Origin of the sequence: Pedobacter frigoris (assembly GCF_005116445.1) — a bacterium.
GTDB lineage: Bacteria > Bacteroidota > Bacteroidia > Sphingobacteriales > Sphingobacteriaceae > Pedobacter > Pedobacter frigoris.
Genome location: NZ_SWBQ01000001.1, coordinates 146244 through 170276 on the forward strand (window position 1 = coordinate 146244; position 24033 = coordinate 170276).

At 40.3% G+C, this 24033-nt stretch carries 20 protein-coding genes; 8 read left to right on the forward strand and 12 right to left on the reverse strand.

What is annotated here, in order from left to right; genetic code table 11:
- Positions 1 to 7: 7 nt before the first annotated feature.
- The 3 genes from FA047_RS00590 to FA047_RS00600 are packed head-to-tail and all read right to left on the reverse strand — an operon-like array spanning position 8 to position 3678.
- A complete protein-coding gene (locus FA047_RS00590; RefSeq protein ID WP_136834052.1) occupies positions 8 to 2182 on the reverse strand; it encodes a peptidase domain-containing ABC transporter in 2175 nt (724 codons plus the stop codon).
- A 9-nt stretch (positions 2183 to 2191) separates the two neighbouring features.
- Positions 2192 to 3364 (reverse strand): HlyD family secretion protein, encoded by a 1173-nt coding sequence (locus FA047_RS00595; RefSeq protein WP_136834053.1) that lies wholly within the window; start codon positions 3362 to 3364, stop codon positions 2192 to 2194.
- 59 nt (positions 3365 to 3423) lie between these two features.
- A complete protein-coding gene (locus FA047_RS00600; RefSeq protein ID WP_136834054.1) occupies positions 3424 to 3678 on the reverse strand; it encodes a hypothetical protein in 255 nt (84 codons plus the stop codon).
- A 426-nt stretch (positions 3679 to 4104) separates the two neighbouring features.
- On the opposite strand from FA047_RS00600, the gene FA047_RS00605 reads away from it, so the two are divergent.
- The 5 genes from FA047_RS00605 (at position 4105) to FA047_RS00625 (ending at position 10439) form a co-directional block, all read left to right on the forward strand.
- Positions 4105 to 4638: a hypothetical protein gene (locus FA047_RS00605; RefSeq protein WP_136834055.1), complete on the forward strand. Its 534-nt coding sequence runs from the start codon at positions 4105 to 4107 to the stop codon at positions 4636 to 4638.
- 41 nt (positions 4639 to 4679) lie between these two features.
- The gene (locus FA047_RS00610) at positions 4680 to 5213 is read left to right on the forward strand and encodes a hypothetical protein (RefSeq protein ID WP_136834056.1); all 534 of its coding nucleotides are present in this window, start codon (positions 4680 to 4682) and stop codon (positions 5211 to 5213) included.
- 101 nt (positions 5214 to 5314) lie between these two features.
- Positions 5315 to 6127: a fimbrial biogenesis chaperone gene (locus tag FA047_RS00615; protein ID WP_136834057.1), complete on the forward strand. Its 813-nt coding sequence runs from the start codon at positions 5315 to 5317 to the stop codon at positions 6125 to 6127.
- Between the two features lie 2 nt (positions 6128 to 6129).
- Positions 6130 to 7647 carry a hypothetical protein gene (locus tag FA047_RS00620; RefSeq protein ID WP_136834058.1) on the forward strand — a complete coding sequence of 506 codons (1518 nt, stop codon included), beginning with the start codon at positions 6130 to 6132 and terminating at the stop codon, positions 7645 to 7647.
- A gap of 5 nt (positions 7648 to 7652) precedes the next feature.
- Complete coding sequence (locus FA047_RS00625; RefSeq protein ID WP_136834059.1) at positions 7653 to 10439, forward strand: hypothetical protein; 2787 nt, start codon at positions 7653 to 7655, stop codon at positions 10437 to 10439.
- On the opposite strand, the gene FA047_RS00630 is transcribed toward FA047_RS00625, so the two are convergent.
- From FA047_RS00630 to FA047_RS00670, 9 genes are read right to left on the reverse strand one after another with little or no spacing between them, the layout of a single operon-like run.
- On the reverse strand, positions 10440 to 10988 hold the full coding sequence (locus tag FA047_RS00630; RefSeq protein WP_136834060.1) for a WcaF family extracellular polysaccharide biosynthesis acetyltransferase: 549 nt from the start codon (positions 10986 to 10988) through the stop codon (positions 10440 to 10442).
- Positions 10913 to 12346, reverse strand: a complete 1434-nt coding sequence (locus FA047_RS00635; protein WP_136834061.1) for a glycosyltransferase — start codon at positions 12344 to 12346, stop codon at positions 10913 to 10915. The genes FA047_RS00630 and FA047_RS00635 overlap by 76 nt, the downstream gene beginning before the upstream one ends.
- Complete coding sequence (locus FA047_RS00640; protein WP_136834062.1) at positions 12343 to 13491, reverse strand: XrtY-associated glycosyltransferase XYAG1; 1149 nt, start codon at positions 13489 to 13491, stop codon at positions 12343 to 12345. Before FA047_RS00640 ends, FA047_RS00635 begins: the two co-directional genes overlap by 4 nt.
- Positions 13492 to 13502: 11 nt before the next feature.
- Complete coding sequence (locus tag FA047_RS00645) at positions 13503 to 14897, reverse strand: exosortase Y-associated Wzy-like protein (protein ID WP_136834063.1); 1395 nt, start codon at positions 14895 to 14897, stop codon at positions 13503 to 13505.
- Positions 14884 to 16026, reverse strand: a complete 1143-nt coding sequence (locus FA047_RS00650; protein WP_136834064.1) for a glycosyltransferase family 4 protein — start codon at positions 16024 to 16026, stop codon at positions 14884 to 14886. The genes FA047_RS00645 and FA047_RS00650 overlap by 14 nt, the downstream gene beginning before the upstream one ends.
- Positions 16023 to 16697, reverse strand: a complete 675-nt coding sequence (locus tag FA047_RS00655; RefSeq protein ID WP_205943217.1) for an ABC transporter ATP-binding protein — start codon at positions 16695 to 16697, stop codon at positions 16023 to 16025. Before FA047_RS00655 ends, FA047_RS00650 begins: the two co-directional genes overlap by 4 nt.
- Positions 16694 to 17539: an ABC transporter permease gene (locus FA047_RS00660; RefSeq protein ID WP_136834066.1), complete on the reverse strand. Its 846-nt coding sequence runs from the start codon at positions 17537 to 17539 to the stop codon at positions 16694 to 16696. Before FA047_RS00660 ends, FA047_RS00655 begins: the two co-directional genes overlap by 4 nt.
- Positions 17536 to 18666, reverse strand: coding sequence for a glycosyltransferase family 4 protein (locus FA047_RS00665; RefSeq protein WP_136834067.1), 1131 nt, complete (start codon positions 18664 to 18666; stop codon positions 17536 to 17538). The genes FA047_RS00660 and FA047_RS00665 overlap by 4 nt, the downstream gene beginning before the upstream one ends.
- 4 nt (positions 18667 to 18670) lie before the next feature.
- Entirely contained in the window at positions 18671 to 20974 is a 2304-nt protein-coding gene (locus FA047_RS00670; RefSeq protein ID WP_136834068.1) for a GumC family protein, read from the reverse strand.
- Positions 20975 to 21095: 121 nt separating this feature from the next.
- Here FA047_RS00670 and FA047_RS00675 point away from each other — a divergent pair, with 121 nt between their 5' ends.
- The 3 genes from FA047_RS00675 to gap all read left to right on the forward strand — a co-directional run bounded on the left by FA047_RS00675 (position 21096) and on the right by gap (position 23975).
- Positions 21096 to 21845 (forward strand): glycosyltransferase family 2 protein, encoded by a 750-nt coding sequence (locus FA047_RS00675; protein ID WP_136834069.1) that lies wholly within the window; start codon positions 21096 to 21098, stop codon positions 21843 to 21845.
- A gap of 178 nt (positions 21846 to 22023) precedes the next feature.
- The gene (locus FA047_RS00680; RefSeq protein ID WP_169304292.1) at positions 22024 to 22893 is read left to right on the forward strand and encodes an MraY family glycosyltransferase; all 870 of its coding nucleotides are present in this window, start codon (positions 22024 to 22026) and stop codon (positions 22891 to 22893) included.
- Between the two features lie 80 nt (positions 22894 to 22973).
- Positions 22974 to 23975, forward strand: a complete 1002-nt coding sequence (gap, locus tag FA047_RS00685) for a type I glyceraldehyde-3-phosphate dehydrogenase (RefSeq protein ID WP_136834071.1) — start codon at positions 22974 to 22976, stop codon at positions 23973 to 23975.
- Positions 23976 to 24033 lie beyond the last annotated feature (58 nt).

Consider the following 24033-nt stretch of genomic DNA (forward strand, 5'->3'; position numbering starts at 1 on the left):
TATAAAATTATAATTCTTTTGAATAAGATGATAATTGTGGGATCTGAAGTTTCCATAAGTTACTGTAAGAGGAGTTATCATCAGCTAACAGATCCCTGTGTGTACCTTGCTCAATCACTTTTCCTTTATCAAGAACAATGATTTTATCTGCATGGTGGAGGGTGCTTAAGCGATGGGCAATTACAATAACTGTTTTGCTGTTTATTTTGAGCATGTCAATTGCTCTCTGGACATATTGTTCTGAAGCAGAATCAAGGGAAGAGGTAGCCTCATCAAGGATCAGGATTTCCGGGTTTCTGTACAAGGCCCTGGCTATGGCAATGCGCTGCCTTTGTCCGCCAGATAAAGTTGTTCCATTTTCGCCCAGGTAGGTCTGAAAGCCGCGGGGCAGGGTTTCAATAAAATCAAGGATACCCAGCTGTTCGGCGATATCGAGGATCCGTTGCATATTCGGTTCATGATCGCCGATAGCGATATTTTCAATCACATTGCCAGCAAAGAGATCGATTTGTTGCGGTACAACGGCAATGGTTTGGCGTAAAGAGGTATTGCTGATGTATTTTAGGTCGTATTTTCCGATACTTACATTTCCCTTTTGGATGGGGTAAATGTTTTGAAGGATGGCCATTAGCGTGGATTTACCCGAGCCGCTTTCACCAACAATGGCTGTAAATTTTCCTTTGGGGATGCTGAGGGTAAGGTCTTCAAAAACGCTGACCCTGGTACCGTAGCGGAAGGATACATTTTCAAAATGGATATCGCCGATTTTATCGGGCGCCAGTTCGATTTGGTTTTCGTCGTTTTCGCGTTCCAGGTCCATGATCTCAAAGAGCCTGTCGGCCGCAATGACGGCATCCTGTACTACCTTGTTCATGCCGATGAGCGAAGAAACCGGTCCGGTAAAATAACCAATGAGGGTGTAGAAGGAGAGCAGCTCGCCGGGGGTCAGCATATTGTCGAGCACAAAGCCGGCGCCCGTCCACAAGAGGATAATGCTGAGCAGGCGGGAGGTAAGCTCGGCAGATGTACCGGATAGCAGCGAGTTCATGCTTGATGTATAGCCGGTCTGCAGCAGCTTCACAAAGCGCAGCTCGGTTTTTTCATTGGTATGGTTTTCCAGGCCGAAACGCTTGATGGTACCCACTGTGTTCAGGCTTTCTATCAGCTGAGATTCCAGTTCGGCAGAATCTTCCATGAGTTTTCTTTGCGCCTTTTTATTGAGCTTATTGGTCAGGAAGTAAATGCAAAGGTATACCGGGATAACAGACAGCATAATAAGGGCCAGCTTCCAGTAATAAGTAAACATCATGATAAAGGAGAAGACCACAATGAAGATGTTGACCAGGAAATTGACGCTGACATCGTTAAGGAAGGTACGGATCTTCACGGCGTCGTTGATCCTGGACATGATCTCACCTACTCGCATGGTGTCGAAAAACTGCTGGGGCAGCTTGAGCAGGTGCTTATAATATCCCAGGATCAGGCGGGCATCTATGAGCTGTCCTGTTTTTAAAGTGAAAATGGTTTTTGCGGTGCCGATAAAGAGCTGTATGATCAGGATGATGATCATCGCCATGCCCATCAGGTTGAGCAGGTTCCGGTTGCCATCTACCAGCACAAAATCGACCAGTTTCTGCACAAATATGGAGGTAGATAAGCCCAGTATAGTATAAACCACAGCACCAAAAAGCGCCTGGATGAGGATATTTTTATGTGGTTTGATGAGGTTCCAGAAACGCCCTTGCAGTGATGTTTTCTGGTTGCCTGCCTCAAATTCTTCGGCAGGTAGCAGGAGTACCAGGGCGCCGGTCCAGCTGGATTTAAATTCCTCGTGGCTTTTAAGGTGCAGATGGCCATCGATAGGGTCCATGATGTGGACAAACTTTTTATCGACTTTATCGATGACTACAAAATGCTGAAGGATACCGTTGACCAGCATGTGGGCAATGGCGGGCTTGGGTATTTTGGACAGGCTTTCGAAAGGGCCTTTTACACCTTTGGCCTCAAAGCCCAGTTTCTGGGCTGCTGCAACAATCCCCAATATGGTAGTCCCTTTTTTGTCCGTTCCGGCCAGCTGCCGGATGCGGGCGACGGGCAGGTTAAGTTTATGATGGGCAGCAATGGAGGCCAGGCATGCGGCCCCGCAATCTGTAATGTCACGTTGTTTTACTTTTGTGCTCATGGTGCCCGTTTAAATTTTTGTGGCAAGGTTAGGGTTTACCCAATCATCTACCTTATCATACAGCAACTGATATAAGCTGCGTTCAGTTACGGTAAAGCGGGCGGTAAAGCTCATGCCCTTTTTTAAGTACCCCTTATAACCGTTTTTTAGGGCCAGATGATTTTTTTGTAGTTCGCAGCGGACCTTAAATACTGGTTGGTTGTTATTGATCAAGATGATGTCGTCTGAAATATCGAGAACCTTACCCTGTGCCAGTCCCCATTGGTTATAATTATAGGCATCGATCTGAAAGCGGACTTCCTGACCTTTCCGGATCAGGCCGATATCAGAGGGCCTGACGTAGCAAAAAGCAGTAAGACCGCCATCGGGCGATATTTCGCCGATTTTTTGATTGGCAAACAGGTAAGCACCTTCCTGAACACCCGTCAGATTTTGTATAGAGCCATCGATGGGTGCTTTGAGGGTATATTGTTTTTTTTGTTCGTTCAGCTCTACCTGCTGTCCGCCCAGCTGCTGCAGTTCATTGCGCAGGTTATTGGCTTCTGTTTGCCATTGTGTTTTATATTTGGTAATGACCATGCGGTAGGCAGATTCGGCTTGGTTGAGTTCAAATCTGTAGCGTTCGTATTCCGATTCGGTAATGGTTTTGCTTTGGAAAAGTTTATTGTATCGGTTAAATGTGTTTTCGGCCTGGCTTTTTACGATGCGTGCATTTTCCAGTTCCTGTGCAAATTGTTGCCAGGTGGCCGTGTATTGGCTGGTTTGCAGGTGGGGGTAGCTGTATCCGTTTCTGTTCATGTAGATCAGGAGCATGCGGATGTCCTGCAGGAACTGGCCCAGTTGTCCCTGTCGGTTTTGTACAATGGCCCCCTGCTGTTTGGCCAGGGCAGCATCGATGATGAGTAAGGTTTCGCCTTGCTTTACTTTTTTATTGTCTTTTAACTTAAGCGTAATCAGGCGGCCGTTTACGGGCACAATGAGTTCTGATTTTTCGACATCGGACTGCAATAGTCCGGTGCTTTTTACGCTGATCGGCGTTTTGATGAGTGGGAGCGCAATTAAGATAAGCAGGACAGCCAGTACGGTAGTGATGTAAATGAGCTGGGTAGATTTACTGATACTGGCACGGTAAGAAAGGGCAGTGCCGGAGATGGTTTCGGTAGCGAAGCTGGGTAATGACATAATTGGCTGGTAAACATTAACCGTTATCCCCGTTTCGGGATAACGGTTAGATTAAGTTCTTATAAGCCGTTAACTAAGCTCTGAACATTGCTTAATTGTTTGTTCAGGAACGAGAAAGTATCGTTTAAGATGGTTTTCACAGGAGCAGTTACTGATCCTAAGCTACTTGTAAGGTTACCCAGACCAAGACCGCCTAACAGACCGCCACCAACTCCGCCCAGCAATCCGTTTAATAAACCACCACCTTCAACTTTTGCCATTTCTGCAGTGTTCAATTCCTGAACACCAAGATTGTTTAATTCTATTTTTTTCATAATAGGAATAAGATAAGATTATAGCCCCTACTCTTCTAAGGCTTTTCAGGATACGCCTATGTTTGGCCAAACATGGTAACGAATGTAATAATTATGAAAATAATGATAATGTGGTATGGCTATTGCTTATTAATGGATTCAAGTTGTTTCGTAGCTGTTTGATGGGAGAAATGTCGTTTAATCATGTTTAAGTGCTATTTCCTGAGCATTTTATTCAATTTGTTCAGTTGATAAGAAGCCATTGTTTTTCCTGCTTAAAATGAATAAGGTGTAAAAATGTTTCTACATAGTAGGTAATTTATTGCTCATTAATCCTGTGTTTGTAGTATTGGTAGTGGTGTTTTGAGTCATATGTGGTGTTTTTTAATGTGGCATTCCCTTTGATTTTCTTTGTAGATAAGGAATTAACCATATAAACCAATAAAAATGAAAAGAATTTTACTTCTCGCACTTATACTGACGGGATTTATTTCAGTGAATAAGGCATTTGCACAAACTGCAAGTCTTAGCATTACCCTTTCAGATGTACTGTCCATGACGGTGACTGCCCCTACAGCCGTAACTTTTGATACAGAAGCTAAATATACCTCAGGGGTTTCTCTTCCTATGGCTGACCACATCACGGTAATCAGTTCGAAAGGATACACTGTAAAAGCCATTTCCGGAGTAATCACAGGGCCGTCAACGCTGACTGCCGCAACTGTAAAGCTAAGTACAGCGATAGGTGCTACGAATGGTGGTAATACAGCAGGAACATTGACCTATGCAACTGATGTGGCATTGCCTGCAGTGGGCGGAACTGCTGCTACAGTAATCAGCTCTAACCAAACATCATGGAACCTTTTGGTTTCGGCTAATAAGTTTAATGTCACTTATAAAATTGGAGAAGGCGGTGTGTATGCCGGTAAAACAATCGGTGCAAACGTGATACCTGTAATTTATACTGTTACTCAACCATAATCTTTCTTCACAGATAGGATTAACGAAATAAAACGATCAAAATGAAAAGAATTATACTCATCGCTATTGTACTGACCGGATTTATGTCAGTAAACAAATCATTTGCGCAAACCGCAACACTTAACGTAACCCTTTCAGATGTATTGTCTATGACTGTATCTGCTCCTACAGCTGTAAACTTTGATACAGAGGCTAAATATACCTCAGGAGTTACTCTTCCTCTTGCTGATCACATCACTGTAATCAGTTCAAAAGGATATACTGTAAAAGCGATTTCTGGAGCAATCACCGGCCCTTCTTCGCTGACTGCAGCAACTGTAAAACTAACGACAACCATCGGTACTTCGAATGCGGGTAATGTTGGTGGAACATTTACTTACGCAAGTAACCTGGCATTGCCTGCAGTGGGCGGAACTGCTGCTACAGTAATCAGCTCGACTCAAACTTCATGGAACCTATTGGTTTCGGCCAATAAGTTTAATGTGACTTACAAAATTGGAGAAGGTGGTGTGTATGCTGGTAAAACTATAGGAGCAAACGTGGTTCCCGTGATCTATACCGTTACTCAGCCATAATTTATTGATTTTTGGCCATCAACAGTTTTATGAATAATCCTGTTGATGGTTTATATCCCTACGCTTTTCTTAAATAGTCATTCCTCTTAGTTGTCATAAAAATGAAAGGCATATATTTTACCTTAATGGCAGGCCTGTGCTTGCTTTGTCCTCATGTGTTTGGTCAGGCCGGCATGACGGTGAGTCCCGGGAAGATGTATTATAAATTGTCTCCGGGCATGGGAGCGACCCAGAAGATCCGGGTCAGTAACCCCAATAATAAAGAATTACAGATCGGGGCATCAATTTCAGATTGGAGTTACGATGCTACCGGTAATAACGTTACGACCGATCCGGGAACTTTAAAGACTTCCTGTGCAGATTGGATTCAACTCATGCCGGGCAGTTATTTTACATTACAGCCTGGTGAACAGAAAGAAATCAGTGTTCTTTTCAATGTTCCGCCTACTGCCAATACCGATGTGCCTGTTCATACAGCCATGATCTTTTTCACACAGCTGAATCCCGGAGATTCCAGAAGTCAGAGTGGAATGCCCATTAAGGTAAGCGTACGCATGGGAGTTAAGGTATACCATACTTTTTCCCAGGCAGAAGAGAGAAGTATTGATGTGCTGAATTTTATTGATAAAATAGATCCTGAACATAAGGATCAGCCGGGATACCTGGAGCTTGAAGTAGAAAACAACGGTAAGATCTGGCTGGAAAGCAAAGTTAAATGGGAACTGTTGAATACCCAGACAGGAGAAAAACAACAACTCGAAGATATAGATTCTTATTCGCTGCCGGGTGATAAGCGATTGATCAGGAAATTATTACCTGCTGGTCTGAAGAAGGGGAAATACAATGCAACCGCAATTATTAATTACGGTAATAAGGATGAGCTGAAGGTTGTTGAACTTGAATTTGAGCGTTGATCATGCAAACCAGAATTGTTTTCATATGGATGAGTATTCTCTGTTTCGCAGGTGTGACCAGGAGTTATGCCCAGTGTACAGGGATTAATATGGATGGGGCTTATATTGGTTCGCCCATATATAATTCATTCGATACCTATGAAGACATTCAGGCAGGAGAATCCTTTATTGATTTTATTACCCTGCAATTCGGCATCCCATACAATAGCAATTGTCCGGGCTGGAAACTGAAAGTCCGGGCTCTGACAAATTTTACAAATGGATCTGCTACAATCGATGCACAATATGTGTCTTTGCGTTTCAACCGGGTAACTACAGGTTCACCTTCTGCTGCTGCAATGGGTGTATCTACAGCAGCCATTCCATTGAGTACCTCGGATGTTACGCTGATCAATTCCAATGCGCCATTTATGGCGCCACCAGATTACAATGCTGTGCATAAGTATGATATGCTGGTTCAGGGCGGAAACCATTTAATGGTCGGTTCAGGTACTTACAGTGCGACACTGGTGTTTAGTTTATACAATTCAAGTAATGTGCTCGTATCCACCAAAAATTTGACAGCCAGTTTTACTGTGTTTTACAGCAACAGCTGTACAGGAGTGGGATTGAGCAGTTACTTCAGTAATGCTTATTCCTTTACTACTTACGCGCAGCAAATGGCGGGCGCTACGATGACTGATGCCGCAACCATTCAGTACAATCCGAACGGTGCGACCTGCAGGGGCTGGTCACTAAAAGTGCGTGCTTCAGGGAATTTTGTAAATGGAGGAAATAGCGTTGCGCCTCAATATGTTTCCATCAGGTTTAACCGGGTAAACTCAGGATCACCAACAGCGGGGGCCATTGGGGCAACCAATACATTGGTGCCGTTGAGTACTTCGGATGCCAATGTGATCAATCCTTCCAACGCTTCGTTTAATGGGGGGACGGAACATAAATTTGACCTGGTTATCCAGGGAGGAAACCATTTGGTTCTTCCCAACGGTACGTATACCACTAATCTCATTTTTAGTCTTTACAACCAGGCCAATCAGCTGATCTCGACGACTACCGTTGCTGTGAACTTCCAGATCAATTCTACGACTAACAGTTATACTTTGGTGCTGCAAAATTCGGCCAACCAGGTAGATATGAATTTAACTACTCCTGCAGCTATTGCTGCTGGCGTATCGGTAGTAAAATCACTGGGACTTAAGGTGACGGGTTACTCGGCTTATCAGGTGGTGGTAAAAACCAGCGGCGCAAATCTGGTTTCAGGAACAAGCAGCAATACCATTCCAGTCGCCGCTATAAATCTGGAGGTAACGAAGGCCACCACTACCAGTGGTGGAATCACCTGCTACACCAGGCCTTTATCAATAGTCGATCAGTATTTTGTAACCAATCCGCTTTCTGATTATACACAACAGGTTGTTGAATTCAATTTGCGGTACTTTACCACTCCGGGAGATTCCAGGTTCTCCGGTTCTTCGGGCACTTTTACGACAAACGTACTGTTCGTGGCAATTCCAATGTAGTTGCGATGTCTGGGTGGATCAAAATTTCTGTTATTTTACTGGTCTTTTCCACCGGAATTTCCCGTGCACAGGATAGCGGTGTTTTGGTGAAGTTTACAAAAGCAGAGGTTGTGGTAAGTAATCAGGAGATTACCGATCTCACAGTAAAGATAAGGAACCAGGGCAGTAAGGTGCTGACCGCAACTGCAAGTGTGGTGGCTGACAAGGATCTGGAGCTGATTTCCAAACATAAAATATTATTTAGCCTGAAATCCGGGGACAGTACTTACGTACCCCTAAAAGTTTTTGTGACCCAGCGGGCCCAATCGTGCAAAGCGCACGGTGTGCGTTTTATCTTAACCGATACCACGGGAAATACACTCGGTAGTGATGCATGTAAAGTACAAATCAGTATTAAGAAAAATGTGCTGCTGTATACGCAGATCTCTAATTTTCTGCTGGAAAGCAATACTGATTCCATCAGGATTCCTGCAAAGGTGGTGAATATGGGCAATACACCTCAGAAGATCACTTTGGTCAGCGGTTACCCAAGTGCCATAGATGCTGGTGATGTTCAGGCTTCCATGCAATTTGTTTTGGCACCATCCAAGGATACGCTTGTATTTTTTAACAAGCGGGTAAACAGACGGATGTTTACGGCTGATGGATTTGATGTAAACATCACGGGTCTTTATTCAAATGGCGAATTGTTTAATATGGCCTATGTGCGGATACAAAATGCAAAGAATAACAGGAGCTACCATGCACAGGATTATAATGAGTCTTACGAAAATAATAGCTTTACGCTGAGTTCACAGGGGATGTTTAGTCCGAATGAGTCTTATTTATTACTGGGCAGGGGAGAGCTTGAACTGCCACAGGGAAAGATTGCCTATAACCTGGATGCTACCAGTTATAAAAACAGCCAATATACACAGGCAGTAATCAGAAATACTTATCTCGGTTATGAGGGGTATAATATGGGGATCAGGGCTGGTAATATCAATAAGAACATGGATTTAAACCTCAGCGGTAAGGGTGGGGAATTTTTTTTTAGTGACACTGCGAGCAATAATAAATATACTGTTGGTTATGTGAATTCTGGCAACAACTTGTTGGGCGATAAATATATAGGTGACTTTAAGGAAGGCAGGGCTGCATGGGGTTCTTTTGTACATAATGGAAAAAAGTGGCAGTTGAGCAGTGATGCGATTTATGAACTGAACCCTTTTTTGAATGTTAATAACCTTTTGCTGACGAACCAGCTGAAGCTGAGACTTAAAAATTTCAGGTATATATTTAATTTCAACGGTGGACAGGTGAGTGAGTACAGGTATGGTGACAAATCTAAATTTGGATGGGCTGCCGGAATGGAGATGAACGGAAATATAAAAGATTTCAATATCAGCAGTGTAAATTATTTCAGTACCGGTTATTATCCAGGTATGAGGCAGGGAGCATTGAGCTTTTCAGAGCGGATCAGCTATACAAGGTCGGGGGGAAGCATTTGGCTGAGTACAGATTATTACAATTATCAGCCTAAGCGTATTTCGGGTGTTGTACTGTTTGACCCTGTTTACAGCAGTTTAAGGGCTGAGATTGGGGTTTCAAAGAAGATATTTAATAAGGCTACGCTGGCTGTTTCACCTTTTTTCAATTCAGAGCAAAACAATACCTATCAATTTCTGGCCTCAGCTGGAAAAGTTGTTTCGTTGTCGTCATGGAATATTGGAACGACATTGACAGTTCCATTGTCTGCAGAGCAATATGTCTCGCTTAATATGGAGAATGGTTTTTATAGTGCATCCACAGATCCGGGAATGCAGTTTCATTCTAAATCGAACTTAAATTATCGCTATAAATTTTTTAACCTGAATGCTACTTTACAAAGCGGATCATTTTACATTGGAGAGGTAATCAACAGCAATGCCAGTAACGTTAAGGGCAATTATATTGTAAATATAACCCCTTTTGTTCAGCGTAATTTTATGCGGAATAGGCTGCGGATGGAGCTGGGTTTGAATTACAGCAATACTAAGTTTTCAGGAAAAGGATTGCAGGTGACGGGGCGGACAGAATATGAGGTTTTGCCTAAGACGGTCCTGTTTGCTGCAGCCAATCATAACCGGTATACATTTATCAATGGGCAATACAACTCTAGTATCCTGGAGGTGGGGATCACTAAGAAACTTCGGAATACCAAGGTGGGGGCAAAAAATGAAACCATGCAAGTATTTATTTTTAAGGACATCAACCAAAATGGTACGTATGATCAGGGGGACTCCATATCTGTTAACCACCTGCTCTACATCAATGATGTGATATTTACGACGAAAGCTGATGGAACTGTGACCTATAAAAACCTTCCGGCGGGTGAATACAATATTTCGATGCCTAAGGTAAAGGACTGGTATGCTCCTGAGCAGCGCATCAATTTTAAAGGTAAGCAGCGGATTGAGATTCCATTGCAAAAAACCGGGACGTTAAAGGGAAGTATTTCGTATTCTTTTCAGGAGTTTAGTTACGAGATAGGACAGCAAAAGGAGGGATTGCTGGTAGTAGCGACTTCGGATAACGGACAAGTCTATGTTACGAGAACAAATGTAGAGGGGAAATACATTTTTTACATACCAGTAGGTAAGTATGCGATTAGTATGAATATGGAGGGATTGTCCGGAGAGGTGGAGTGCAAAAACAATGGTATAATTACAGAATTGACTGCCAGTACTCCACAAAAGGTAGATCTGATACTCAATGTAAAACAGAGGAAAGTGGAGACCAAACGTTTCGTGTCTCCTACGCTGAAGAAATAGTCAGGCTCTCTTTCTTAGGGCCATTGCAGGATTCCCGCGATAAACGTATGATGCTTTCAGGTCTGAACTGGTTACAGATCCTGCACATAATACAGCTTGACTATAAGCGGTAACTCCTGGACATACTATTGCATTGGCGCAGATCCAAACTCCATCTTCCAGTATGATCGGTTTAGTGATGAGGTCAAACAAAGCTTCTTTGTAATTATGGTTGCCAGTTAATAACATTACATTTTGGGAAATACATACATTACTGCCAATAGTTACGCTGTCTAAATTTTCTATTTGGCAAGCCCCAATCCATGAATGATCACCTATGCTGAGTTTCCATGGGTATTTGATGTGTATAAAGGGCTTGATGCGTACGTCTTTGCCAATTTTAGCGCCATAAATTTTTAGAATAAATACAAGAATGTTGCTAAAAGGCATTAATCCAGACTGAAACAAAAAAAGACTTGTGAGGTACCAGGAGGCTATTTTAAATTTTGAGGCACCTTCAGAAAATTTTCCTTTATCAAATGCTTTTTTAAGCCGGGGGAATTTGTCCATATGTAAGTAATAAAAATTATAATAGTATAGGTGAGGTAGTTGTATAAGGCGTGATGATCAATCTTCCAGAGCATAAGGACATCGCGATAAAATATAGCGATTAAAGTCAAACGCAATAAGTTGATGAGTTGTATCAGGCATAGGCCAGTAATAAGAAAACATATTTTTGATCTTGCGGATTTAGGAAATGAAATGACAAAGGCAGCGAAGCAACTCATTATTCCATACCCAAGACAGGAGTAAACAATCTTAAAACCTGAATGGTATTTAACAGACAGACCTTGTCCGCTGACCTCAACTATGTATCCGAGTGATCTCAGTACCGACGAAGTAATGTATATTGACGCAGTGCGCCAATGATGAATATAATTCAGGTGCTGATCCAGGCATTTGATGTAAAAGCCACCTGGTGTGGTGAGGCCAATAAAAAAGATATTGATCCAATAGAAGACTGCAGAGAGCATAAGGAAGTTGAGCAGAAAAGCAATCGCGCTTTCTGACCCGTTTCGCTTTTTAAGATGTTCATCGATCTTAATGTCTACCAGAACCCTAAACCAAAATGCTTGCAGGAAATGATAAATAATGCCCGTCTTTCCATCGAGAATACCCCGTTGTAAAATTATCCGGTATAAGAAATATATCAATGGCCTGAGGTATCTGGGCAACCTCCACCATAACTTTTTAAACCATGCATTTTGTTCATTAGGACTACCGAATAACCTGGGCTTAATAGATTGTTTAAATCTGTTTTTGATACGTTGTACTTCTTCTTCAGCCAGCAATGAGCTGTAGCGGTTGTGTTTGTCGATCCAAAAGCTGATGCTGCTTTCTTTTAGATTTTCTTCGATAATATGCCCTGTTTTCCAGATGAGTGTTTTTCCATGTACCTGAAACCTGTGGTCCATGTTTTCAGTAAGATCAGACCAGCCTTTGTTGGGTCTGAACATCTTTAAGAGGTACTTTGGGTAGTATCCCCCATATCTGATCCAGCGTCCTTTAAAGTAATTTTTTCTGTTAAAATAGATTCCATCGAAATCCAGGTGATCCTGGTCTTTAAAATCCATAAGTAAAGCGATCAACTCCTGTGTTACAATTTGATCCGCGTCCAGGCAAATCACCCAGGGAGTGTTGATTTGGAAAGTTGAAAGTGCGTGATGCCACTGTGTTGGATGATTGTAAAACGTGGACTGAGCTACAGTGATGTTGTAGTCATGGCATATAGCTATCGTATTGTCTTCGCTATAGGAATCCAGAATATAGGTATTTGCCCCTAGTATCCGGATAGAATCTAATAAACGCGGAATGTGTTGTTCTTCGTTGTATGTCAGAATAATAAAAGAGAATTCTGGATTGCTCACGCTAACTTATGGTAAAAGTTAATGTATTGCTGTACAAGACCTGTCGCTGAAAAATGATTTCTGATCATAGCGGGAGCAGATCTGTTTATGATTGCTCTTTGTACGTCATTTTTATAAGCATCAGACAATGTAGCTGTAATAGATTGGATGGTTAAACCGGATATCCAGCCTAATTGATGGAGGTGTATATAATCAGCTAATCCTACCTGATTTGAAATTGCGACGGGGGTGCCCATACTCAGACTTTCCAGTACGACATTAGCAAAGTTTTCATTGTATGAAAATAGCGCCAGTAGATTATGACCGGCGATTAATGTGTATTTGTCAGCGTTGCTTACCTCTCCCAGCCAGATAATGGAATTTGATATGGAAAGAGTGTCCGACAAACTTTTCAGTATTTTTATATATCTGTCTGTGCCATTGCCGGCAATGGTGAGCGACCAGGGGAAATCCAGATCGGCCAGTGCTGTAAATAACAATTCAAGACCTTTTTTTTTATCAATCCTGGATAGGAAGAGCATTTTAAAAGGCGCTGTTTTTATTGTTTTTCTTAGATTGTCTGTTTGTTTTTCAGGTAACTGGATCAGGTTGGGTATTGTGCAGCTATTCCTTACCTGTTGCAGCTCGAGTATTTCTTTCTTTTCCTGATTACTTGTGGTATGTATATGGCAATAATCAATGAGCTTTTTGCCGATGATTTTATGAACCATCTTTTTTAGACGACTGTTGCCCGCAGAAAATGTATAGCTGGAAAGCATCCCTCTGGGCGAAAGCACTACAGATTTGTGGTTTACTTTAGCAATTAAGCATGACAGCATTGACGTTAGGTTCCACCAGGAATGTATATGTATAATTGTATTGCAGTTCCTGGAGGAGGTGTTTTTATAAAGGTAGTATAACAAGGTAGGGGAAAAGTGTGAGTGATCTTTGGTAATGCGTTTAAAATACCGGATAGTTACCCCGTCTACTGATGTGGGATCAGATGTCGCTATTTTTAGCTCCGTATTCCCATTTGCTCTTGTCGTGAGCACTTCAACTTGTTGGCCTGATGCAGTCAGTGCTTCGCACAACAGAGATATGGATCTGGTGGGGCCACCATAGCACCATGCAGGTTTATAAGAAGGACTTATGTGTATGATCTTCATTTTTTCTGTGTTTATGGATTAACTATCTTGAATTTTTTCATGAATAAATAAATGAGGTACATCAGGAGATATCCGTACAAGATGTTGTTGAGCAGGAATTCAAAGGTATTTCCACGCCATAAGGGCTGAAATATGCTGTTGAAAATGATGATACAGCCCACTTGGTAGCCGCCGAAAAGTTGCTCGGCTTTATTGCATAAAAATTGTGCGAGTAGCCCGTAAATGAACATGTAAACGAATACTCCGATAAAACCAGCACTTAGATATCCATCTACTATAGGTCTTGTCTTGGCAGATACGCTCGATGCCCTGCTAACTACTCCACATTCATAGACCCTTTCCATCGCAATTTTTTCTGTATTTGGCTTGTCGGTCCATACTATGCGCGGAATCAGACTGTAAAATGAATTGGAAATGATTTGTAGTCCATAATATGGCTGCTGTTCGGGCACCAGTTTTACATATTTTGTAAACATGCCTATCTCACTCAATCTATTGATCAGAAACTCCTCGTTATTCATCATGATCTGTTGCTGATCCTCTTCGTTAAAAAAAGTTTCATAAGCATTTTCCCTTGCTGTTTTTAAAGGTTTGCCTGAAGTCCATGACTGCGCCCTGATAACCGTAGTGAAAGTCGGTAGTGTATAAAACAATAAATAAACTATGGGTAAGGACAACAGGGTAACTGTTTTTTTAAAATACGGAAATGCAATAAAGCAGATTAAGATTACGTAGACAATAATTGTCTCTTTATATCCTGAAAGTGTGGAATTCAGGAGTTGAGCAAAGAATGCAAAACCGCCAAAAAAAAGGTTTGAGGGGTTTTTATTTGCTATTCCTTTAACCAAAATACAGGCCGCACAACTGATAGAAATATTCAGAAGCGGATATTTTATTTGAGTAAGCGCCGGGAGCGGCACAAAATCAATAATTAAAGTTAAAGAATAGGCAACCGTCGACAGTATAACCAGAAGGAAAGGATTTGTTAGGATTTTGTGGGGAATAACCGGTCTTGATTTGGTAGCTATAATTATCCCACTGACCATAGCGGCATGTGCCAATAATGAAATTCGTTGGCATTTGGCTATTAATGTGATCTGCCCCTGCACATCAGGCTGAAAGTGGTTTAAATGGTTTAAGAAGTAGAATATTGAAGTACAGCACATGAAACCAGCGAAAATGACCTGTATCATGACCAGGGGTCTCATGACCTGGTGACGCATAGGAAGATCTATACTTTGAAAGCGAAAGGGAGAGAAAATTGTTAAATAGAAAATATAGAATGATCCCATCCATGCAATGAAATAGGATAATTCAGCGTAGTATGCTATAGATTCAGCCAAAATCCATGGGAAATACAGAGGGGTCAGAATTTTTATTTTGCGGTAAGTTTCATTTAAAAGCATACAGCATATTATTTATTTGTGTATTGAAGTCCCATTTTGCTATTATGGACTTTGAGGCTAATCCTCTTTCTGTTAAATCGGATTTGCGGACCATTAACAGCTCTAATTTTTCTTGAAGATCAGTGATGTCACCTCTTTTGAAAGTCTTTCCATTACTTTCCCGGATCAGATCTATAGCACACCCAATATGATCTGAAGCCAATATTGCTTTACCTGCGGCCATTGCTTCATTGATTGCCAGTCCCCAGGTCTCATGGTTGGATGGCATACAGAAAAGATCACAGGCCTGATAAATCCCAGGCATGTAGTCCTGGTCTTGGAAAGGAAGAAAATGAACTTTTGAATTCTGGCGCTTCCGGACCGTTTCTTTTAATTTGTGTTCCAGAATACCGCTGCCGACAAAAAGTAGTATTAAATGTTCTGATTTTATTCTTAAGAAAGCATTCAGTAATAATCGCGGATTTTTATTGGGATTGAATTTTCCGGCAAACAGAATCAGGATGTTATCGTTCTGCAAGCCCAGTTTATCTCTTAAAGTTTGTTTTTCTGATCCGTGAGGTACTGTTGCAAATTTTTGATTGTCTATCGCATGCGGAGCAAAGAATAACTGGCTTTCTTTTAGTCCATATGCTTTAAAATAGATTTTGCTGTGAGTTCCAGTGAAAAATGCCTGATCTATGTGTTTATATATCCATCGGAGCGCAATTTTTTTAAATAGGTGTTTTAGGCCGGATGAGCTATTTAAAAGATTAGAATCTCCACGGAAGCTGATCTTTACTTTGTTTTTAAAATACCTGATGATGCTAAGGTGACTGTAGTATGCCCAGCCATAGATTAGCAAATGCTGCGGATTGAATAGCTTTATGGCTTCTATCGCATCCGGATTTTTAATCCTGAAAAAATGTATGTAATGGTGTTGTCTGCCGGTATTGGTTAAAAACTGGTGGTCGTATCCTTGCAGCAGATTGGCATCCCATTGCATGTTTCTTTGAAATCCAAAGTCATAAAATTGCTCATTTCCCGCTGTGTAAAATACTTTCAACCTGATGCTTTTCGCGAGTTCCCTGAAAACCGGGGTATAATATGGAATGGGATGGCTCACCACGATAGCTAGTTGTATTGTTTTCATAATTCAATCCTTCCATTGATCAGTTTGATCTGTTTATTGTATAAGTTTTTTGGGAATTTGTTATTGTGGTCTACCATAAGTATGGTTCTGCCTTGCTTTGAATTGATGTCTTTTATTTTTTTAAGGCACTTTTGCTGAAATGAATGATCTCCCACAGCAAGTATCTCATCCAGAATCAAAATTTCAGATTCAAGATGCATTGCCATAGAAAATGCAAGGCGCATATACATACCTGTAGAATATCTTTTAACGGGAACATGAATGTGCTTGCTGATCCCTGCGAAGTCACATATTTTATCAATAGTTAATTTGATTTGTGCCTTATTCATCAGTAGCATGGCTCCATTTAAGTAGATGTTTTCGATCCCTGTTAGTTCGGGGTGAAATCCTGCTCCAACTTCAAGTAAACTGTTTATCCTTCCGAATCCTGTAATTTTACCAAATGTAGGAGAGGTGATCCTGCTTAGGATTTTTAATAAGGTACTCTTTCCTGCGCCATTGTCTCCGCTGAGGTTTACAATATCTCCCTGCATGACGTGAAAATTTACATCTTTTAAGGCCCAGAAAGTTGTGGAGGTGTAATTAAATCCCGAATTCTTAACGGGATTGTTTTTATATAACTTAGATAGATTTTCTACGTGGATTATGGTCTCAGGCATATTTTTACTCATACGTTATCGATGAAATTTGTTTCAGCTCTTTTAAATGCAATAATTCCGCAAAAGAGTATTACAGCTGAGATGATCAATGCTGAAATAAGAGATTGGAGGTTTGTAAGTCCTTTGCTAAAAAGCGCATACCTGAACGTTTCTATGATGTTAGTTACAGGATTAATTTGTAAAAGCTTTCTGAAATGTTTAGGGGTGGCTGAAAGCGGAAAAATAACTGTTGTTGCATACATCATTAACTGGATACCAAAAGCGATTAAAAAATTGAGGTCCCTGTATTTTATCGTGAGGGCTGATATTAACAGACCAATCCCAAGACCTAATGCTGCGGTATTGATGATCAGAAGAGGAAATAGAAAAATATATGAATTCAGATGGAACCGGAAGCCGTTAAAACGATAAAAGATGAGAAGGGTAATAAACAAGCTCAATTGGATGCCGAATCTCATTAGTAGAGCGGTGACTGTACTTAGCGGCATTATGATCCTGGGAAAATAGATTTTGCTGAACAAAGGCAGGTTGTCTTTGAAAACTCCTGCTGTCTTGTTAATGCAGTCGGTAAAATAGTTCCATATGATTATCCCTGAGAGGTAAAAGAGAGGTGGGGGTATGCCATCTGTAGGGATTTTTGTGAGCTTGCCAAAAGTGAAAACGAAAATTGATGTAGTAAGTAGTGGCTGTATGAAAAACCATAACGGCCCCAGTAAGGTTTGTCTGTAAAATGAAGTGATCTCGCGCTGTATGAGTTTTGCAAATAAATAGCGGTAAGGACAAAGATTTCTTAGCCGAATTTTAAATATTGCGGGCCGTGGTGTGATGTTCCATATTTGGTTTTTTCTGGTCATTTGAAAAGGTCTGTTTGATTTAGAAGATGTTCTACGTTGAAAGCATATTTTTTATGGCTGAAGTATTTTAAACAAGTTTTCTGAATGAGTTTAGCTTTAGTGTAATTGTGCTTCTGCCCTAGATTTCGAATGATTGCATCTTTGATTTGGGTGGAGTTATCAGGGTCGACCATGCAGCCCAGCTTCCCGTTTAGCATGGCATCGATGCTTCCATCCTGATTTCCTGATATGATTTTGAGACCACATGCCGCTGCTTCAATGAATACAATTCCGAAGCCCTCTTTTTTGCTTGGCAAAATGAAAAGGTCTGCCAGGAGGTAATGCGCGGTAAGTTCTTCAGCAGGTATGAAATCTAACAATGTAACATGTGGCCTGATATTTAGCTTGCCAATTAGTGTATGGATTCTGTGTTTCTCATCGCTATATTGCTGTCCACAAATAAGGTAATGTAGGTTAGGGAATCTGGATAAGAGGGAGGGAATAGCATTTATCACATGATCATACCCCTTGTATCTATCCTCCCCAGTTTTCCTGGTGATGCTTAATAAGATCGTCTTTTGTTTCAGTTCGTATCGTTTTTGCAATTCCCGGGGTTTATGAAAATGATCTGGCACCGAAAAAAATGGAGAAATGGAGTTATTCAAAATATGTATGCGATGGGGATTGATCTTGTGTCTGGTTTCCAGTATGTGTTTTGTAAAGCTGCTTACGGCCCAGATGGTTACTTTTTTTCTAAGTAAATAGCATTGCCATGCTTTCAGGTGCCGCCACACTTCAACACCATGGGCCAGTATGATGATTTCAGTATCCTTGCTTAACGTTTTTAGCAGGAATGCGAGGGGCAACAGGTGCACATGACCAAGAATGACTGTTTTCGTATCTCTGAAATTGCTCAGTACTTTTAATATAAAATGCGCCCGCTTATTGCTAAAGCCAATGAAATTTGCTTTTTCAACGTACTTTGGATCTGGATTTTTATCATGTAATGAACAAATTTGAAAACCTATATTTCTCTTTAAAGCGATAGTGCTCAGCGCATAAATCAATGATTTGCATACCTGCTGAATGCCTCCATTGGTATTGAAGATGCTCAAGCCAAGAAATAAAAGAACTGGTTTTTTGCTCATATGTCTAAGCTGAGTAATTGTAATTCTGATAATTTATCCCGGTTCTTTTGCTTTTATAATAGGGTGCGTGAAAATTGTTCGGCTGAAAGTCATTTAGGATTATTGAGATATTACTCAAATTAAATTCCTTTTTTAGTGTTTGGGGAGTAAAAGCATAGTCATGTCTTGACACTCCTGCCCGGATTATGAACAGATTAATGTCTGCCATTTTAATCATTGGCTTACAGTCTGAAACAATACCAACAGGCGCCGAATCTATAAGGATGAAATCGTAGCTCTTCCTTAGGACTATGAGCATGTCCTCCATTTTTTTACTGTGTAGCAATTCAGCAGGATTTGGAGGAATGGTGCCGGAAGATATAAAATCAAGATTTGGAATATTTGTGTTTTTTATAATATTCCCGATTCCTATTTCAGTAACCAGACAATTGCTTAAGCCAGGTTGGCTGGGTAGGTTCAGAATTTTATGTAACGAAGATTTTCTTAAGTCAGCAGCGATCAGGATCACTTTTTTATTGATCAGAGAAAGGGATGTAGCCAGATTGACTGACAGGAATGATTTTCCTTCTCCTGAGACTTCAGAGGTAATGTGGATTATCTTGCTTGATTTCTCCGCTGCTAAAAAACTTAAGTTGCTCCTGAGCATTCTAATTGATTCAGAAAATAAACATTCAGGATTGTGTAATGTAGGGATAGAGAGCAGATCTGCATGTTTGTACTTCGGTACTACTCCAAGTATTTGTATGTCAGTTGCATCTTCGATATCTTCTCTTGTATGTATATGCGGATTGAGTTTTTTAGCAATCAATATAGCTCCCGTGGATAGTAAAAAACTACAAAATATAGAAATGGTATAGATATTCCGGGGTATAGGCGCTATCGGTTCAGAAGGAGCAACAGCCTTGTCAATAATCAGGGCTCCGGGTGTTACAGCTGATTTTGAAACCTGTGCTTCCAGTTTTTTCTCTATTAAGTAGTTCAATACTTTTTGTTGTATTTCTGACCTGGATTGCAATGCTGCAAATTGTCGCTCCCTGCGTGGAAATGTTTTTAATTTGAGCAGGAGCTGATCGGTCTTTGATTTTAAAAGTTCGTTCTTTTTAATCAGCACCTCATGCTGACTCCCGACGTTTTTTGAAATGGCTATTTTAAGCTCAGCAATTTGTTGTTCAATTTGTGTTAAAAAGACAGATCGTTTTGGAAACAGGTGCACTGATTCTCTTTTTTTTGCCAAAAGTTCATTGTATTTTGTAATTAAATAAATCAACTGGGGATCCGTAACCGATAGCAGGTTATCATTGAAATGGTCTTCATTGCCGGATGAATCCATGCTTTTTTTGATGAATGAAGATTCAAGAATTTTTGTGCTTATTACATGGGCCTCATTTTGCAGGATCGATAGTTTTTCCAGGTATTCATGAGCATCATTTGATCTGGGAAAGCTCTCCTCTTCTCTGAATTTTTGAAAAACCTGAGCTGAAGAGTCAGCCGTGACAGAAATTGTATTGAGTAATGTCTCTATAAATTTTTCGGTCTGACTTGCAGAGGACAGGCGCTGATATTTGTCAAATATTAAGTACTGTTCCAATATGGCATTCAAAATGTCTGTTGCGAAATAAGGATTATGGTCTGTAATCCCGAGATTCAACACGTTGATGTTTTGATGATCATCTATTCTTAACGACCGGGTTATTCGCTCTATAAGTTCTGTATCGGTGTTGAAATGGAATGAAACGACTTCTTTATGAAGAAGGGCGTTGTCTGAAGCCAGTATTTTGAATGAAGCGTTAGGATGGTTTATTAAATCACCATATTTATAGTAGTGATGAACCTGATTGCTGCCGGCGTCTTTATAAGATAATTTAAACCGGTTGTGGCTGATGGCCTGAAAAGCAAAAATAGTGACAGGTGTTCTTTGATTCCTCCATGTGATTTTGATTGTGAGGGGTTTGGTTGGATAAGTTTCCGCTAATTTGAAATTTGATCTTCTATAAAAAGATACATTGTAATTTAATAACCTGATTGCTTTTGTGAGTACGCTTCTCGATTTGATGATCAGCGCTTCAGACTCTACTTTATTTGTCCTTTCATAAATGTTTCTAATACTGGTTAATTCTGAAAGTTCAGAACGCTTCTCTTCGAATTTCAATGAAGCATTGCATTTGTAGACCGGAGCGGTAAAGGTTAAATAGGTAAATGCTATTGATAAACTTAAGATCAAGCTAAATGCGATCCAGTGCCATTTTCCGATCAAAATCCTTAGAATTTTTAGGTAACTAATTTCTTTTATTACAATATTTTGTGCCATAAGGTTAGAATTCTGAAAAGAATTACAGTATCTTAATAGTTAATTTAAATTATTTAATAGTATTTATTGTTGTTTATATTTGTTTTTTATTTATTCTTGTGAGCAAATATATTAATCTATTATGAGAGTTAGTGTGATTACTGCAGTTTTTAATTGCAGCTACTTTATTGAAGATTGTATCAGGTCAATAATTAGTCAGGAATACCGGGATATAGAATACATTTTAATTGATGGGGGATCCACAGATGGAACATTGGAGATCATCGGTAAATATTCAAAGCACATTTCGTGCATGAGGAGCGAACCCGATCTGTCTATGTATGACGCCATAAATAAAGCCATTGGATTAGCGACAGGGGAAGTGATTGGCGTCTTAAATGCCGATGATTTATTAGCAGATCCGGATGTTTTGTCTGCCGTTGTAAATTGTTTCAGAAGAAATTCCTGTGATGCAGTCTATGGAAATCTCTATTTCGTGAAGCGTAATGATCTTACACAAATTGTGAGGATATGGAAATCCGGTTCGTTTAGGAAATCAGATTTTCGATTCGGCTGGATGCCCCCTCACCCGACTTTATACCTTAAAAGAGCAGTTTTTAAAAATTGTGGAGAGTATTCATTGTCGTTTGGCAATAGCGGCGATTATGAAATGATTTTAAGACTTTTTTATAAAAATGATGTATCAGCGTTTTTTTTGGATAGGGTGATGGTAATTATGAGGACAGGCGGCAGGAGTAATGATTCTTTGCTCAGGATATGTTCAACTGCTTTTCATGATTATAGGGCTATGAAGTTAAACAGCGTTTTTAATCCGGTTATAGGTGTGATCTTAAAGAAACTGAGAAAATTAAGGCAATTTAGATATGTGTGATTTATTTGGCGTTTTTTGCATTTCCTTTATTCTTACAGTAATTAAGATACCAATTATCATCGATTATTGTGACTGGTTTGAATTGTATGATGATTTAGAGTTTCATCGGAAATGTCATGGTCTTGGAACATCCAGATTAGGAGGAGTTGCCATCTTTTCAGCTTTTATGCTGAGCATGTTGTTACTTTTAAATATTCAGAATGATGAGGTTGTAGCTTTGTTGATTTCTACGGGAGTTGTATTTTTTATTGGATTAAAAGATGACATTCTGGGTGGAGTGTTACCTGTGGAAAAGGTTCAGGTTCAATTTCTTGCGGCTGTTGTGCTCGTTTTTATCGGGGATTATAAAATAACGAGCATGTATGGCTTGTTTGGAATCTATGAGCTTAGTGAATTGAGTGCTGCGGTTCTTTCAATAGGGACTGTGGTTTTTGTTGTCAATGCTTTTAACTTTATCGATGGGGTTGACGGTTTGGCCGGCACTATTGGGTTTATTGTTAATATTAGTTTTGGGATACTTTTTTTAAAACTTGGGAATACCACTATGGCTTTAGTGTCATTTGGCATAACGGGTGCAATAGCTGGCTTTTTGAGGTATAATTTTGTTTCCGGAACTGTATTTATGGGAGATGGCGGTTCAATGCTAATTGGGCTGATTTCTATTTCTTCAGCCCTTAGGTTTTTAACATTGAACGGCCAAAATGTGTTAGATGCGGACATAGCGGATCTGTCGCCCGCAATTGCGCTGGCAATTTTAATTGTACCTGTATTTGACGGAATCCGGGTGATTTTACTTCGGCTATCACGTGGTAAATCACCTTTTGCAGGAGATAAAAATCACATACATCATAAACTTAAGTTTTTGGGTTTCAGTGATGTGAGCATTGTTTTGATTCTTGCGTGTTTTAATGTCTGGATCTTAATCTTAGCATTTTCCCTGAGTTTTCTTAATATTACTGAATTAATAGGTGTTTTATTTTGTGTCTGTATTATTTTTAATATTTGGATAACCTATAAAAAAAGGAAAAAGAAGTTAATTCCGATGTAAAACTTTGAGATTTCGTTAGGGAATTGTTGGCTTGCTCGCTATAATATAGGTACTTTTGCCCGCATAAACAGCGCAAAGAAATGAACATCGCAATTAATGGTTTCGGTAGGATAGGACGTATTTTTTTACGTGCTGCAATTGAAAGAAACATAAATGTCATAGCAATTAACGATCTTGGAGATACTGCCACCCTTGCCCACCTATTTAAATATGATACGGTACATAGAGGATTTAAGGGGGAAGTCGATTTTGATAAAGAAGGACTTATTATTAATGGAAAAAAGATAGTCGTTTTTGCTAAGTCCAATCCATCTGAATTACCCTGGGAGGAGTTAAATGTTGATCTTGTTCTGGAATCAACAGGTAAATTTACCAGTAGGTCCGGCGCCGAGCAGCATTTGAAGGCCGGAGCAAAACAGGTGTTGATTTCAGCCCCTTCTGCAGATAAGGACATTCCGATGGTAGTCCTGGGGGTAAATGACAGCGATGTAGATTTTAGTTCTCCAATACTTTCCAACGCCTCATGTACTACCAATAACGTGGCGCCCATGGTTAAAATCCTTGACGACAATTGGGGGATCCTGGATGGATACATTACAACCGTTCATTCGATGACTGGTGATCAGAATTTGCATGATGCTCCACATAAAGATTTGCGAAGAGCAAGAGCGGCCTCAGCATCCATCATTCCCACAAGTACAGGCGCTGCTAAGGCAATTACAAATATATTTCCACACCTTGAAGGTAAGTTGGGCGGGGCCGGAATAAGGGTGCCTGTGCTAAACGGATCATTAACCGATTTCACTTGTATCCTTAAATCTCCAACAACAATAGCAGAGATCAATGCCGCTTTTAAAAGAGCGTCTGAAAATGAATTGTTAGGTATTGTAGAATACACTGAAGATCCAATTGTTTCTGTAGATATTTTGGATAATACCCATTCCTGCATATTTGATGCGCAATTGACTTCTATCGTAGGGGACTTAGTGAAGGTAGTGGGATGGTATGACAATGAATCGGGATATTCTTCCAGATTAGTTGATGTGGTTCAAAGGATACTGGCGACTAAGGCTCAAGTATAACTGCAAATGAAATATTGCCTCTGAGTACTTTGTTCCGTACTGCATTTGGTTTGCTTTT